This is a genomic window from Acidithiobacillus marinus, from assembly GCF_002847505.1.
Taxonomy (GTDB): domain Bacteria; phylum Pseudomonadota; class Gammaproteobacteria; order Acidithiobacillales; family Acidithiobacillaceae; genus Acidithiobacillus; species Acidithiobacillus marinus.
Genome location: NZ_MXAV01000044.1, coordinates 131,546 through 146,207 on the forward strand (window position 1 = coordinate 131,546; position 14,662 = coordinate 146,207).

The following is a 14,662-nucleotide window of genomic DNA, read 5'->3' on the forward strand; positions in this document are numbered from 1 at the left end:
CGCCTTGTTTCTGATGGGCCCGACGGCCAGCGGCAAGACTGATCTGGCCATGCGCATCGCCGACCGCTTTCCGGTAGACATCATCAGCGTCGATTCTCTATTGGTGTATCGCCACTTTGATATCGGCAGTGCCAAACCCGATGCAGCATTGCGACAGCAATATCCCCACGCTTTGGTGGATATCCGTGAGCCTGACGATCCCTATTCAGCCGGTTTGTTTCGGGAAGACGCCTTGAATTGTATTTCCGAAGCCCGCCGCAGGGGTCGTATTCCTGTGCTGGTGGGCGGTACGGGATTGTATTTCCGCGCCCTGGAGCGGGGCATTGATGCGTTGCCTCCTGCTGATCCGGAAATGCGCCAACAATTGCTGGCTGAGGCCGCACTGCGAGGCTGGCCAGCATTGCACCGGCGCCTGGCGGATCTTGATCCGCAGACCGCCGACGGCATCCAATCCAATGATCAACAACGCATTCAGCGTGCCCTGGAAATCATCCAGCACACCGGCGCACCACTAAGCGCCTCTCGACACTGGCAGGACGCTTTCCCTGGCCCGCTCCGGAAAATCGTCCTGCGTTCGCCCCGTTCCTGGCTGCATGGACGCATCCAGCAACGTCTGGATGCCATGCTGGCAACCGGTTTTGTCGATGAAGTAATCGCCTTGCAGCAACGTCATTATGCCCCTGATCTGCCCGCCTTGCGGGCTGTGGGTTACCGTCAGTATTTTGCCTGGCTGGAGGGCCAATACAGCGCTGAAGATGCCTATGCCGCAGCTCTCGCCGCAACACGGCAACTAGCCAAACGTCAGGATACCTGGTTCAAACGCGAAACTGCCGATATTCTGCTTGATCCTTCTGCGGCGGGGGTGACCGCGTATTTGCTGGACTGGATTTGCCAGCAAATTCCCCATGAGTTACGCACTTCATGCAGATGACGCTGATCAAATATGTCTCTGGAGTGCCTCCAGTGCTGATTTCCGGCGATGATTTCCGGAGATTGCCAGTAAACCAGTGTAATGCTAGCCTATGGCGACTTTTAATCTATCCCTATTGAGGAATTTATGGCTGTAGAGCGCACTTTGTCCATTATTAAACCCGATGCCGTCCAGAAAAATGCCATTGGTGCCATCCTGGGTCGTTTTGAAGCGGCTGGCCTGCGGGTCATTGCCACCAAAATGCTGTATCTCAGCCAGGAAGACGCCGGTGGATTTTATGCGGTCCATAAGGCCCGTCCTTTTTATGGTGAACTGTGTGCGTTCATGAGCAGCGGTCCAGTGCTGGTCAGTGTGCTGGAAGGTGAGGGTGCCATTCTCAAAAATCGTGATCTGATGGGAGCCACCAATCCCAAGGATGCCGCTCCGGGAACCATCCGAGCAGATTTTGCCGACAGCATTGATGCCAATGCCGTCCACGGTTCCGACAGCGCCGAAACGGCCGCTTGGGAAATCAGTTATTTCTTTAGCCAACGGGAGATTTTTTCGCGCTAAATGAGTGCCGAAGCCGCAGTCGTGATTCCGGCGCAAAAGCCGCATCTTCTGGGACTGAATCAGCAGTCCCTTGCGGCTTTATTGACCGAATGGGGAGAATCTCCCTTTCGCGCCAAACAGGTGCTGCAATGGATTCATGGGCGGCAGGTCGCGGATTTTGCGGAAATGAGCAATATCAGCAAGGGTCTCCGGGCGCGGCTGGCTGAACAAACTTTCTATGCTGAGCCGGAAATCCTGGCTGATCAACTTGCCGCAGACGGTACCCGCAAATGGTTGCTGGGCCTGCCGGACGGTAATGCGATTGAAACGGTATTTATTCCTGAAGAAGATCGGGGCACCTTGTGTATTTCTTCTCAGGTGGGTTGCTCTCTGGCCTGCAGTTTTTGTGCGACTGGCGCCCAGGGCCTCAGCCGCAATCTGGAAACCCACGAAATCATTGCCCAGATCCGGATTGCCCGGCAGAAGCTGGGCCTGGATGCCATCACCAATATTGTATTCATGGGGATGGGTGAACCTTTGCTGAACTTGCGGCATCTGTTTCCCGCTCTGGACTTGTTGCGCGACGACTTTGCCTACGGTTTTGGTCCCAAACGCATTACCGTCAGTACGGCAGGGGTCGTTCCTGGTCTGGACCGCCTTGGTGCGGAAAGCCCGGTGAATCTGGCTATCAGTCTGCATGCCAGTCGAGACGAGGTTCGGGATATTCTGGTTCCCATCAACCGGCATTATCCCCTCGCCGAATTGCTGGAAGCCTGTCGGCGTTATCCGCTGCTCCCGCGTCGTCGCATTACCTTTGAGTACGTCATGCTCGACGGAGTCAATGACAGTGACACCGATGCCCGGGCTTTATTGCGGATATTGTCGGGCATCCCGGCCATGGTCAATCTCATTCCTTTCAACCCATTCCCCGGATCTGATTATCAGCGTTCGCCGCAAAAGCGCATTGATGCTTTTCGCGATATTGTCATGCGTGGGGATATCATGACGGTTACGCGCCGGCCGCGCGGTGACGACATTGCCGCTGCCTGCGGTCAACTGGCTGGACAGGTGCGAGATGGTCGCCGCAGCATTCCCTTGAAGGTACAGGCATGAGCACGCGCAGAACCCCGTTAACCCTGAAAATAATCATTCCTGCTGTGCTGACCGCAACGGTATTAAGTGGCTGCGGGATCTTTGGCAGTAAGAACACTGCCATGACACCCGATCAGCAAATGGCGGCATTTATTGCCCACGAACATAAAACCCGCGCCCAGGATCAGGGTCTCCAGGCACCAGCCGACGACGGTAAAGCCAAGGCGGGTATTTACACTTCACTCGGTACTGCGTATCTGCAGGATGGTCATCCTAGGCAAGCCATTCGTGAGTTACAAAAAGCCACTCAGGTCGATAGCAACTATGCAAATGCCTACAATGTAATGGGGCTAGCCTATGAGCAGCTTGCGCAAAAAGCTTTGGCAAAGCAGGCTTTTGAGCAGGCGCTTTCGCTAGATGGCAAAAACCCAGAATACCATAATAATTTCGGGGCCTTTCTGGTCAATACCGACGACTACCAGCAAGCTGTCGCCCAGTTGAAGATGGCTACGGACGATCCTTTATACAGTACGCCGCAATTTGCCTGGACCAATCTGGCACAGGCTTATGCTGGGCTGAAAAACCTTTCTGCAGCCCGCGATGCGCTGAATCGTGCTCTCTATCTCGTGCCCAATTATCCACCCGCGCTGCAAATGCTGGCTGAAATGGATTTCCAAGAAGGTAACGCCACTGCTGCCTTCAGTCATCTCCAGGTCGTTTTGGCTCAGGAACCGAATAATCCTGATGCCTTACTGTTGGCGGGACAAATTGCCGCCCAGCAGGGTCACAGCACAGAAGCTACGTCATTATGGCAACGTTGTGTGAATGCTGCGCCTTATTCGACGGCGGGCAAAAAAGCCCAACAGCTGTTATTGCAGCAGAGTTGATTAAGCGATGGACGCCGTGGATGATAGCCAGAACCCTCCGGATTTACGCAGTGCCCGTGAGGCTCGGGGCTGGACTTTGCGTCAGGCCGCAGCACAACTGCATATAACCGAAATACAAGTACAGGGTCTGGAAGAGGGTAATTACAGCGTACTTCCCGGTGCCACCTTTGCCCGTGGGTTTCTCAAAAATTACGCCCGCATTCTGGGTCTGGATCCAGAACCCTTGTTGCGTAGCTATGATGCCAGCAATGCGAGTTCGGCACTTTCTCCCACTCGGCAGCTCTTACCCGATGGGGAAAGCCCCTTGCTTGATTACAGCAAGAGGACTCTGTTGATTTCTTTCCTGATTGTGGTTGCGGTGGTGGTCGCTGTGTGGTGGTTCTGGGGGCGTTCCGGATCCGCCGTGATGCCATCCTCCGTCACAGCTCCACCAGAGAAATCCCATCATCGTATTTCTAAACCCGTAACCCTGACTACACCCGCATTAACTGTGGCTTCGGGTCGAAGTGTAACCGCTGATCTGCAGAGCGGAGCTGCCGCCGCCATTCGTATTCCGTCAGCACCCACGCAATCTGTAGATGCCGCTCACGACGTAATGAATACCGGCATTGCTTTTCAGTTCAGTGCCAATTGCTGGGTACAGGTCAAGGATGCCGAAGGCAAGACTCTGCTGGCAGTGCTCGGGCGTCCAGGGGATCTTTTCAATGTGCACTCAGGTAAGCCCCCCTATCAGGTACTGTTAGGAAATGCTCGGGGGGTTAAAATCCAGTATCAGGGCAAACCTGTTACGCTTTCCGTAAACGCGCGGGGTGTGGACCGTCTGCAACTGGGTACGGCACCCACGACCAGTACGAGTTCGGCCGCTGTCACTGCAGCCCCACCACGCATTACGGCTCGCCACGCCCATGCAGTCCCTCGACATTCTGCTGTGTCCAGTACATCCTTAGCGGATATAGCAGCTCCATCAACACCTGCTGCGCTTGCTGCAAGCGCACCTGTCATTAGCGAGGCTTCCCATGCACCATGAATCTCCTATTCAGCGTCGTAAGACCCGGCAAATTCACGTTGGAAAAGTAGCCATCGGTGGAGATGCTCCCATCAGCGTCCAAAGCATGACCAATACCGAAACCCGGGATGTGGCTGCGACCGTGGCACAAATACGTCGCCTGGAGGCTGTTGGAGCAGATATTGTCCGGGTATCAGTTCCGAGCATGGATGCGGCAGAGGCTTTCAAAGCCATCCGCGCCCAGGTGGAGACGCCATTAGTGGCCGACATTCACTTCGATCACCGTATTGCCCTCCAGGTGATGGCTGATGGGGTCGATGGTTTACGCATCAATCCCGGCAATATCGGCTCGCTGGACAAAACCCGACTGGTGGTGGAAATGGCTAAGGACAAGGGCATTCCGATCCGGATTGGAGTCAATGCCGGTTCCCTGGAAAAGGATATTCAGGAAAAATACGGAGAACCCACCCCGGAGGCCTTGGTAGAATCAGCTTTGCGCCATGTCAGCATTCTTGATGAATTGAATTTTCATGATGTCAAAATCAGCGTGAAAGCCTCTGATGTGTTTTTGGCTGTGGGGGCCTATCGCTTGCTTTCGGAAAAGGTCGACTATCCTTTGCATCTGGGTATCACCGAAGCGGGCGGATTACGCTCGGGTACGGTCAAGTCCGCCATTGGTCTGGGTTTGCTGCTGCGGGATGGCATTGGCGATACCATCCGGATTTCCCTGGCAGCTGATCCAGTGGAAGAAATCCGGGTTGGTTTTGATATTCTCAAAAGCCTACATCTGCGCCAGAAAGGCATTAATCTGATTGCCTGTCCTTCCTGTTCACGACAGGAGTTTGACGTCATCAACACCATCAATGCCCTGGAAGCACGCCTCGAAGATATTCTGGAGCCCATGGACGTTTCGGTGATTGGTTGCGTGGTCAATGGGATTGGCGAGGCCAAGGAAGCGGATATCGGGCTGGCAGGCGGCGATAAGCGCAGTATTCTCTACTATCATGGCAAACAGGTTGACCGTGTTGAAAACGTCAACATTGTCGATGTGTTGGAAAAACGCATTCGTGCTGAAATTGCCGAGCGCCAGGCTGCGCGAAATGATGCCTGATACCTGCTGTTGTTCTGCCTTCATGCACCAGAGTGCCCTGTATGGCAACTAAGGAGCTGCAGGCGGTACGGGGAATGAATGATATTTTCCCGTCAGCTAGTGCTGGCTGGCAGACGCTGGAAGCCGATTTGCGGGATCTGCTCAGCCTCTATGATTACGGGGAAATACGTCTGCCACTGCTGGAATCGACAGAGCTCTTTGCCCGTGCTATTGGCGATGTCACGGATATTGTGCAAAAAGAGATGTATACCTTCGCTGATCGCAATGGTGACAGCCTCACCCTGCGTCCTGAAGGGACTGCGGGCTGCGTGCGAGCGGCCATCCAGCATCAGACCATGCGTGGGCAGACGCCAAGGTATTACTATATAGGTCCCATGTTTCGCCATGAACGTCCTCAGAAGGGTCGCTACCGGCAGTTCCATCAATTGGGTGTGGAAGTTTTTGGCCAGGCCGGAGCCGGAGCAGATGCAGAAGTGATTGCTCTTTCTGCGCGCATTCTTAAACGATCGGGTGTAGCCGCCGCTTTGCAGATCAACTCGTTGGGAAGTCCTGCAGCACGCGCGGCATACCGTGAGCGCTTGCTGTCCTATTTGCGCCCCCGGGAAGCTGCTTTGTGTGCGGACTGTCAAACCCGCATGGAACGTAACCCCCTCCGGGTTCTGGACTGTAAAGTGCCGGGTTGTCAGGAGATTGCCGCTGCGGCTCCGCATCTGGTCGATCATCTGGATGCGGAATCTGCTGCCCATTTTGCTTCTTTGCAGGATTTGTTAACGGCTCTGGATATTCCCTATGTGGTCAATCACAGCCTTGTACGGGGCCTGGATTATTATAACCGCACGGTTTTTGAATGGGTGACCGATGCTCTCGGGGCCCAGGGTACTGTGCTGGCGGGGGGACGTTATGATGGACTGATCAGCCAACTGGGGGGTCAGCAAACACCGGCTATCGGCTTCGCCGTAGGGTTGGAGCGCTTGCTGGCTTTGCAGGAAATTCAGGGAAAGCTCGCTACTGCGTCAAAACCCATACTATTTGTTGGCGCGCTGGATGACAGCAGTCTGGTTTCTGCCTGGCAGCTGGCTGAGCACTTGCGTGACCACGCGATCAGTGTGGTTAGTGGAGGACCAGCATCTTTCAAATCGCTGATGAAGCAGGCAGAGCGTTCCCAGGCGCAGTTTCAGGTCGTTATTGGTGCTGGACAGCTTCAGGATGAGCCTGTGATCATCAAGGAACAGCATGGAGAAGGGCGCTGGGAGGGCAGTCTGGATGCCGTGACCAGCGGTTTGCAAAGCCTTGGCGTTGATTTCCCCCAGCATGCACCCCATACTGAGCACAATTTTGCCACAACCAGAAGATTAAAGTGACCGGTCAAGAACTTTCTGCATTATTATCCCGCCATCGGGTTGCCCTGATTTTGGGTATTATTGTTATTCTACTCGGCGCCATGGGATTTTTTGGCTACGAAAAATATCAACGCCATCAAATTGAAAAGGCAGCCGTGTTGTACAATGAACTAGCGGATACCATGCTCCAAGGTCAAAACAGTACTGCCCGTGCCAGCGCTGAAACTTTGATTGATCACTACGCACATACGCCCTACGGAATCATGGCGCGTTTTTTTCTTGCTCGACTTGATGTGGAAAGCAAACAAATTCCTGCTGCCGAAAAAACGCTCAGTGCTGTCATGGAAAATGCTTCGGCTCCCCGTGGTATGCGCAGTCTGGCACGCATGTACCTTGCCCGGTTATATGTGGATCAGCATCAGCCTCAAAAGGCTTTGGGATTATTGCAAAAGACTGACCCCGCTTTTGCGAGTGTTGCGGACGAAATCAAGGGAGATGCTTATGCTTCTCTCAAGCAGGTGAGCAAGGCGGATCAAGCTTACCATACGGCCATGAAAGCCTTGCCTGAAACTGACCCTTATCGTACTTATCTGCAAATGAAAATTGCCAATATCGGAGTTGCGCCGTGATGCGAGATGTACTTTTCAAAAGCATATGGCGTTCAGCCGCTCTAGGATCCGTAGCTATCTTGCTGAATGGCTGCGGAATCATGTCCTGGTTTCATTCGTCACCGGGTCCCAAGACTCCTCCACCACTGAGCAAAGGGGAAAAACAAGTCTCCTTTTCTACCCAGTGGCAGGCACGACTTTATGGGTTGTGGCCCATTCATCCTTATCAGGGAACTGATATTGCCCACCAGGGTAGGCAAATTGTCGTGAGTGATGCTTCGGGACACTTGGTCAGCCTGAATGATGCCGGCAGACAGCAATGGATCCGCAGCCTCGTCGGTAAAAGTGCACGAGGTGCGACGATCGCCCATGGAGTGGTCTACACTGGAACCACTGCAGGAGAGGTTTTCGCTTTTGATGCTAAAAATGGGCACAAACTCTGGTCGGTGCAGTTGACTTCTGAAGTATTGACCCCAGTGGTTTTTGCCGATGATCATTTGTTGTTGCAAACAGTCAATGGTCATCTCTGGGCCCTGGATCCCAAGGACGGCAAGGTGCAATGGACGTTTTCCATGAATCAACCTTCCTTGATTCTGCGCGCAGTTTCCACCCCCACCGTACATGATGGGGTGGTTTATGCTGGATTTGCCGACGGTACCTTGGCCGCCTTGAGTCTCTCTACCGGTGCCGAATTGTGGCATGCGCGCGTGGCCATCGCCCATGGTAGCAATGAACTGGCGCGGATGGTGGATGTGGCTGCGCGTCCCATTGTGGCTGATGGTCAGGTGTTTGCAGCTGCTTATCAAGGCAATCTGGCTGCGTACACTCTACAGAGTGGCAGTCAGAACTGGAGCGTTCCCATGTCGGTCTATCTGACCCCGGTATGGTTCAAGAACCATTTGTTTGTGGCCGAAGCGGACGGCGTCATTGCCGAAATTGATCCCGGTTCCGGTAGCGTACTGTGGCGAAACACGCGCCTCAAAGGTCATGCCATGACCGGTTTGAGCAGCTGTGGGGATGACTTGCTGGCCACCGACAACGGGGGGTATCTCTATGCTTTCAATCCCAAATCCGGGCACAGGATCGGTCAGACCCGCCTTTCTTCCAGCGGTATTCAAAGCAGTCCTGTCTGTCTGGCCAATCACCAGATTCTTGCCCTCAGTGATGCGGGTACTTTGTATCGGATCAAGCTCGCAAAGCGCTAAGGTTGCGTCATGACTGCAGTAATTGCCCTGGTAGGGCGCCCCAATGTCGGCAAGTCCACTTTTTTCAATCGCCTGACACGCACCCGTGAGGCCCTGGTGGCAGACTTCCCGGGCTTGACCCGAGATCGTCACTACGGAACGGCACAATTTGAAGGACGTCGGTTTCTGGTGATTGATACGGGTGGTTTTGAGCCGGAGCAGCGCGAAGGGCTGATAGCCGCCATGGCTATCCAGACCCGGCTAGCCATTCAAGAGGCAGATGCTATCTGCTTTCTGGTGGATGCCAAAGAAGGCTTTTCGGCTCAGGATGAAGAAATAGCCAGCGAATTGCGGCGTGGCGGCAAGCCAATTTATCTGGTGGTGAATAAAATGGATGCCAAGGGCGCTGTCAGTGAGCTTCCGGAATTTCACCGTCTCGGATTGGGGATGCCCTACACGATTTCTGCCGCCCATGGGCATGGGGTGGAAACGCTTCTGGAAGCCGTTTTTTCCGATATTCCTAATGAGGAAATCATTCCGGAGGATGTGGCTAAAGGACCGCGTATTGCCATGCTGGGGCGTCCCAATGTGGGGAAATCCACGCTCGCAAATGCCATGCTGGGTGAAAAACGGGTGCTGGTATTTGACGAGCCCGGCACCACCCGGGACAGCATCCGGATACCCTATGAACGGGAAGGCAAGCCCTATGTCATGATCGATACGGCGGGCATGCGTCGCCGTGCCAGAGTGGGTGAAGGCCTGGAGAAACTCAGTGTTCTGAAAACTCTGGGCGCACTGCGGGAAGCGGATGTGGTGCTCCTGGTTTTGGATGCCCGGGTCGGCATTGCTGAACAGGACTCTCATCTGGTCGGCGTCGCCGTAGAGTTGGGACGGCCCATTATCGTGGTCATCAACAAGTGGGATGGAATGAGTCCTCACGACCGCAAGGCGGTCAAAGAGGAACTGGAGCGACGGCTGAGCTTTATTCAGTACGCACCGGTGTACACCATTTCTGCCCTGCATGGTACCGGCGTAGGTGATCTCTATAAAAGCATTGATCGCCTTTGGGAAAACTCCCGTAAACATTTTTCCACCGGCGAACTGAACCGCGCGTTGGCCGAGATTATAGAAACCCATCAGCCACCCATGGTGGGCGGACGGCGGATCAAGTTGCGCTATTGTCATCAGGGCGGCGAAAATCCAGTCACTCTGGTTTTTCACGGTAATCAGCTGACCCGCTTGCCCGGGAGTTACAAGCGTTACCTGGAAAGCGCTTTTCGTAAAACCCTGGGTCTGGATGCCATTCCGCTGCGGCTGATTTTTCGTCAGGGTGAAAATCCCTACGATCCGCAACCCAAGAGAGGAAAGCATTAAATGAAAGGCAGTCTGGCTGGATGGTGGCGCTGGGCCATCGTGGCCCTTTTGATTTACCTGGGTATTTTATGGAGCGGGCAGATACTTCCAGTGAATCCTCAGGGCTTGTGGATACGTGCAGGCGAGTACGCCCTCTGGGCTACGGTGACGCTGGGTGCCATCGCTCGCTTTTATCCGGTGTTGGGTCCCTATGGTTGGAGACCGGTGACCATTTTTCTGGGAGCGGTTTTATCCGGGCTGGAAGTATTTATCGGTGCTGGTCCCGATACCAAAACCCGCGTGGATGAGTGGATGACTGCTTTGATCGGTATTGCGGTGATAACCATTCTTGCCCGGGTATTGCCGAGGGCCATCACGATAATCTGGTTTGGACAGGAGGTGCAAAAGCGTGAACCTTTTACTCGTACGCCACGCTGAGGCAGAAGATGCCGCTGTATCCGGCGCCGATTTTACGCGCAAGCTCACGGCCCATGGTCAGCAAAGCGCCATGGATTTAGCCAGGGCTTTGCAACACTGCCTCAGTGGGTCGGTACAGATGTGGAGTAGCCCCTTGTTGCGCACCCGTGAAACTGCAGAATATATTGCCCAGGCTTTGGCGACGCCCGTGTCACAATATCATGATGCCATTCCTGCCGGGGATCTGAATGCCCTGAGCCAGGATTGGCAAGCGATGCCAGAACTACCGGACACTTTGATCGTGGTCGGTCATCAGCCTCATCTCGGCATCTGGACAACACGCATCACCCACATCAGTGTACCCATCAAGAAGGCCAGCGTGACCGGAATTCATCTGCCCAAGGCCGACCGGCTAGAAGGGGAGCTGCAGTGGTACGCCCTGCCGGAAATGATGTCCAGAATGGCGTCCGTCATCCAGGCGTGAGTCAGGTCATTTCAGTTGAGTTGGCAAATGGGTGTATACTGATCAAGTCACTTCACACGTTCATTCAGGAGGTGTTAGATGTCCGAAGCAGCAGATCTCGTCATTATTCTCATTACTGGCGCCGAAAATCCCAAGCGTCTTCCTTCCGCTTTTTTCCTGGCAGCCACTGCCGCAGCCGCCGAGCAGAAAGTCGTGATGTACTTCACAGGTCCTGCCACAGAATTACTGGCCAAGGGTAAGGCTGAAAGTATTTTCCCCATGGAAGGCGGTAAAAGCGTCGCCGACTTCATGAAACTGGCCGAAGATAACGAAGTGCAAATTATTGGCTGCCTCCAGTCGCTGGAGCTGAATGGCATGACCAAGGATGATCTGGCCAAACCCATCCCCATGATGAATCCCAGCGCAGCATTACCTTCGCTGGCAGCGGCCGGTCGCATTTTGACCTGGTAATCCTTTATTACAAAAGTGCCAGACTATTGCAGAGCTCGTCCTTAGGGACGGGCTCTCTTTGCAAGCATGGTTTTGTCATCAAACTGTCATATAACTGTGCTAGATTGAATTTGCGTCTCGTCAAGACTGCCCGCCGGGCATTGATGACGTACGGTGTGTTTTGTGAATAAGCCGTAAATCAACGTATTCGCCATCTTTGGAGGTCTTATGCTGTATCGCTTGAAGAAAGAACTTTCTCGCAGTGTGAAGGGTGCGGTTATGATTTCTGCGCTGGGTCTTGCCGGCATGTATGCCATGCCCGCCAGCGCCGCCACGATTTCCTTGCTGGAAACAGGCTCTACGCTGCTGTATCCGCTTTTCAACCTCTGGGTACCGGTCTACACCAAGATGAATCCCGGCGTACAGATCACCACCCAGGGAACTGGAAGTGGCACCGGTATTGCCGAAGCCATCTCCGGCGTAGCTCAGATCGGTGCCTCCGATGCTTATATGAGTAATGCCCAGATCAAAATGCACCCCAACATTTTGAATATTCCTATGGCCATCTCCATTCAGATGATCAACTACAACCTGCCTGGTCTGAACAATAAGCACCTGAAACTTTCCGGTCCGGTGCTGGCGGGTATTTACTCCGGCAAAATTACCAACTGGGACGATGCTGCCATTGCCAAGATGAACCCTGGTGTGAAGCTGCCTAACCACAAGATCGTTCCGATCCATCGTACCGACGGTTCCGGCGATACTTTCATTTTCACGACGTATTTGTCAGACACTTCTCCGATGTGGAGTAAGGATGTAGGCTACAGCACCACTGTGAGCTGGCCTGCTGTTCCCGGTGGCATTGGTGCGGAAGGTAACCCGGGCATGGTTCAGGCCCTGAAAACCACCCCTTATGGTGTGGCGTACATTGGTATCAGCTGGAAGAAGCCAGTGGAAGAAGCCAAGCTGGGTCTGGCCATGCTGAAAAATCGTGCCGGCAACTTCGTTCTGCCGACGGTTGAAAATGCCAAGGCGGCTGCGGGTGAAATGGTCAGCAAGACCCCTGCTGATGAACGTATCAGCCTGGTCTATGCGCCTGGTGCCAAGTCCTACCCCATCATCAACTATGAGTATGCCATTGTCAGCAAGACTCAGCCCAAGCCGGAAGTGGCGGCGGCTCTGAAGAAGTTCCTGAACTGGGCGATTGATCCCAAGGGCGGCAATGCCCCGCATTTCATCACGGCTGTGAACTTCGTGCCGTTGCCTGAAAGTGCTGCTGAGTTGTCCCGTAAACAGATCGCAGAAATTCGCTGAGGTCTGAAGAATGCCGGAAAAAATTTCCGGCATTCTCATTTTAAAGTTTAACTATTGATATGCGATTTTATTTGAATACACTTAAAATTATGGATAAAGCGTAATGAAATTTCCTGTATTCAGAATATCATTGATAGCTACGGCGAGCATGCTGCCTATCTCATTAATTTTATTAATAATATTTTTGGTAATTTACTCTTGGCCCGCTATTGAATATAACCAGTTTCATTTCTTGTGGACCAACGACTGGAATCTGGGTAATTTATATGGGAATCCCGTTGAAGTAGACGGTCATCAGGTCATGCCTGGTGCCAAATATGGCATCTGGTTTTTGGTGGTAGGCACTTTGGCCAGTTCAGTACTGGCAATGCTGATGGCCATGCCTATTGCCATTGGTGCTGCTTATTTTTTAAGTGAAGGTATTCGCAAATCCTGGTCCGGACCATTATCCTTGTTCGTGGATTTACTCGCAGCAGTTCCCAGTGTAGTGTACGGGCTTTGGGGCTATGCTCTGCTGGTTCCCCTCTTTGGTAAAACCATTTTTCCGTTTTTGGCCAATACCTTTTCATTTATTCCCTTTATAAATGGCAGCCCAGGCAGTGGTTACGGATTGCTGACTTCGGCTTTTGTGCTGGCGGTCATGATTATTCCTCTTATTTCAGCGACGTTGCGTGAATCCATTCAGATGATTGAACCTGCTTTGAAGGAAGCCGGATTAAGCCTGGGTTTGAATCGTCTTGAGGTATTTTGGCACATCATTTTGCCAAAACTGAAAAAGGTATTGATCGGGGTAGGGATTCTGGCTTTGGGTCGGGCCTTGGGAGAAACCATGGCTGTTCTCATGGTCAGTGGAAACGCCTTGAACTACCTGCCAGGTAATATTTATGCACCCATTTCGACCATGGCCGCTTTTATTGCTTCACAATTGGATAGCGCTCTGCAGGATCCAACCAATATGGCAGTCGAAGCTTTGTCGGAAATAGCATTGGTGTTGTTATTGATTACCGTATTGGTCAATATTTCAGCACGATTTATCTTGTGGATGGAAAAGGTGCGCTAATGGCTGCCAACAAAATGATGGAAAAACAGCTTTCGACAAATATAAAACCACCAAGAATATTTAAAATGTCTTTATGGCGTAAATTGATGACAGCCTTCGCTTCTGCTGCTGTTTTCGCTTCATTTGCGTTTCTCGCGATTATGTTTTTGTCTATTATTGGCGATGTATTTATTCATGCCTGGCCTGCGCTGAATGTCAAGTTGTTGACAGAAATCACTAATGGTATCGGTGGCGGTCTTAAGAATGCCATTGAGGGGTCCATTGTGATTTCCTTTGGGAGCATACTTCTGGCGGCGCCCATAGGTATTTCGGCAGGGATTTATTTGAGTGAGCATGGACAGGGAATGGCTGGCAAGACCTTGCGCTTCCTATCTGATGTTTTGGTGGGCGTACCTTCTATTGTTCTCGGGTACGTTGGCTACATAACCATGGTCATTTATTTGGGTTGGCAATTCTCCGTGGCGGCGGGCATTATCACCTTAACCATTATGTTGTTACCCTACATTGCGCGTTCCACTGAGCTTGCGGTCAGCAACATACCATTGGCGGTTCGAGAAGCCGGTTATGGTCTAGGAGCAGGGGAGGGGCGCATTGTTTTCAAGATTCTCTTGCCCGGCGCCGCACCTGCCATCATGACGGGTTTATTTTACGCTGTGGCATTGTCTATGGGGGAAACGGCACCACTCCTTTACACGGCAGGTTGGTCAAATTACATGTGGTCGGGCAATTTGACTAAGGAGCCCATTGGCTATCTCACTTACGTTATTTGGACGTTTATTAACGAACCTTTTGCTGAATCGCATATGTTGGCATTTGCTGCCGCATTTCTGATTACTTCAGGTGTATTATTGCTCATATTGTTGGGACGTTGGTATATGGTGCGGGCTCAGAAACGCATGGGTTCTTATCGCTAGT

General features: G+C 52.8%; 16 protein-coding genes. All 16 read left to right on the forward strand.

The annotated features are described in order from the left end of the window. Positions 1 to 13 precede the first annotated feature (13 nt). The 16 genes from miaA (at position 14) to pstA (ending at position 14,661) form a co-directional block, all read left to right on the forward strand. Positions 14 to 931: a tRNA (adenosine(37)-N6)-dimethylallyltransferase MiaA gene (miaA, locus tag B1757_RS12215; protein WP_253253854.1), complete on the forward strand. Its 918-nt coding sequence runs from the start codon at positions 14 to 16 to the stop codon at positions 929 to 931. 126 nt (positions 932 to 1,057) lie between these two features. Further along, positions 1,058 to 1,483, forward strand: coding sequence for a nucleoside-diphosphate kinase (ndk, locus tag B1757_RS12220; RefSeq protein ID WP_101538561.1), 426 nt, complete (start codon positions 1,058 to 1,060; stop codon positions 1,481 to 1,483). Beyond that, entirely contained in the window at positions 1,484 to 2,575 is a 1,092-nt protein-coding gene (rlmN, locus tag B1757_RS12225; protein WP_101538562.1) for a dual-specificity RNA methyltransferase RlmN, read from the forward strand. It abuts the gene before it with no gap. Further along, entirely contained in the window at positions 2,572 to 3,441 is an 870-nt protein-coding gene (gene pilW / locus B1757_RS12230; protein WP_101538563.1) for a type IV pilus biogenesis/stability protein PilW, read from the forward strand. The genes rlmN and pilW overlap by 4 nt, the downstream gene beginning before the upstream one ends. Positions 3,442 to 3,448: 7 nt before the next feature. Continuing rightward, positions 3,449 to 4,468: a helix-turn-helix domain-containing protein gene (locus tag B1757_RS12235; RefSeq protein ID WP_253253848.1), complete on the forward strand. Its 1,020-nt coding sequence runs from the start codon at positions 3,449 to 3,451 to the stop codon at positions 4,466 to 4,468. Beyond that, positions 4,458 to 5,558, forward strand: a complete 1,101-nt coding sequence (gene ispG, locus B1757_RS12240; protein ID WP_101538564.1) for a flavodoxin-dependent (E)-4-hydroxy-3-methylbut-2-enyl-diphosphate synthase — start codon at positions 4,458 to 4,460, stop codon at positions 5,556 to 5,558. Before B1757_RS12235 ends, ispG begins: the two co-directional genes overlap by 11 nt. 41 nt (positions 5,559 to 5,599) lie before the next feature. Next, a complete protein-coding gene (gene hisS, locus B1757_RS12245; RefSeq protein ID WP_101538565.1) occupies positions 5,600 to 6,919 on the forward strand; it encodes a histidine--tRNA ligase in 1,320 nt (439 codons plus the stop codon). Further along, positions 6,916 to 7,527: a YfgM family protein gene (locus tag B1757_RS12250; RefSeq protein ID WP_101538566.1), complete on the forward strand. Its 612-nt coding sequence runs from the start codon at positions 6,916 to 6,918 to the stop codon at positions 7,525 to 7,527. The genes hisS and B1757_RS12250 overlap by 4 nt, the downstream gene beginning before the upstream one ends. Next, complete coding sequence (gene bamB, locus B1757_RS12255; RefSeq protein WP_101538567.1) at positions 7,527 to 8,711, forward strand: outer membrane protein assembly factor BamB; 1,185 nt, start codon at positions 7,527 to 7,529, stop codon at positions 8,709 to 8,711. The genes B1757_RS12250 and bamB overlap by 1 nt, the downstream gene beginning before the upstream one ends. A gap of 9 nt (positions 8,712 to 8,720) precedes the next feature. Continuing rightward, a complete protein-coding gene (der, locus tag B1757_RS12260) occupies positions 8,721 to 10,064 on the forward strand; it encodes a ribosome biogenesis GTPase Der (protein WP_101538568.1) in 1,344 nt (447 codons plus the stop codon). Continuing rightward, positions 10,065 to 10,481 carry a hypothetical protein gene (locus B1757_RS12265; protein WP_101538569.1) on the forward strand — a complete coding sequence of 139 codons (417 nt, stop codon included), beginning with the start codon at positions 10,065 to 10,067 and terminating at the stop codon, positions 10,479 to 10,481. Next, on the forward strand, positions 10,453 to 10,944 hold the full coding sequence (locus B1757_RS12270) for a SixA phosphatase family protein (protein WP_101538570.1): 492 nt from the start codon (positions 10,453 to 10,455) through the stop codon (positions 10,942 to 10,944). The genes B1757_RS12265 and B1757_RS12270 overlap by 29 nt, the downstream gene beginning before the upstream one ends. 78 nt (positions 10,945 to 11,022) lie before the next feature. Further along, complete coding sequence (locus tag B1757_RS12275; protein ID WP_010640087.1) at positions 11,023 to 11,394, forward strand: DsrE family protein; 372 nt, start codon at positions 11,023 to 11,025, stop codon at positions 11,392 to 11,394. A gap of 207 nt (positions 11,395 to 11,601) precedes the next feature. Then, positions 11,602 to 12,687 (forward strand): phosphate ABC transporter substrate-binding protein PstS, encoded by a 1,086-nt coding sequence (pstS, locus tag B1757_RS12280; protein WP_101538571.1) that lies wholly within the window; start codon positions 11,602 to 11,604, stop codon positions 12,685 to 12,687. 103 nt (positions 12,688 to 12,790) lie between these two features. Continuing rightward, the gene (pstC, locus tag B1757_RS12285; RefSeq protein WP_101538572.1) at positions 12,791 to 13,747 is read left to right on the forward strand and encodes a phosphate ABC transporter permease subunit PstC; all 957 of its coding nucleotides are present in this window, start codon (positions 12,791 to 12,793) and stop codon (positions 13,745 to 13,747) included. Beyond that, positions 13,747 to 14,661 carry a phosphate ABC transporter permease PstA gene (gene pstA, locus B1757_RS12290; protein ID WP_172437700.1) on the forward strand — a complete coding sequence of 305 codons (915 nt, stop codon included), beginning with the start codon at positions 13,747 to 13,749 and terminating at the stop codon, positions 14,659 to 14,661. The genes pstC and pstA overlap by 1 nt, the downstream gene beginning before the upstream one ends. The last annotated feature ends 1 nt before the right edge of the window (position 14,662 follow it).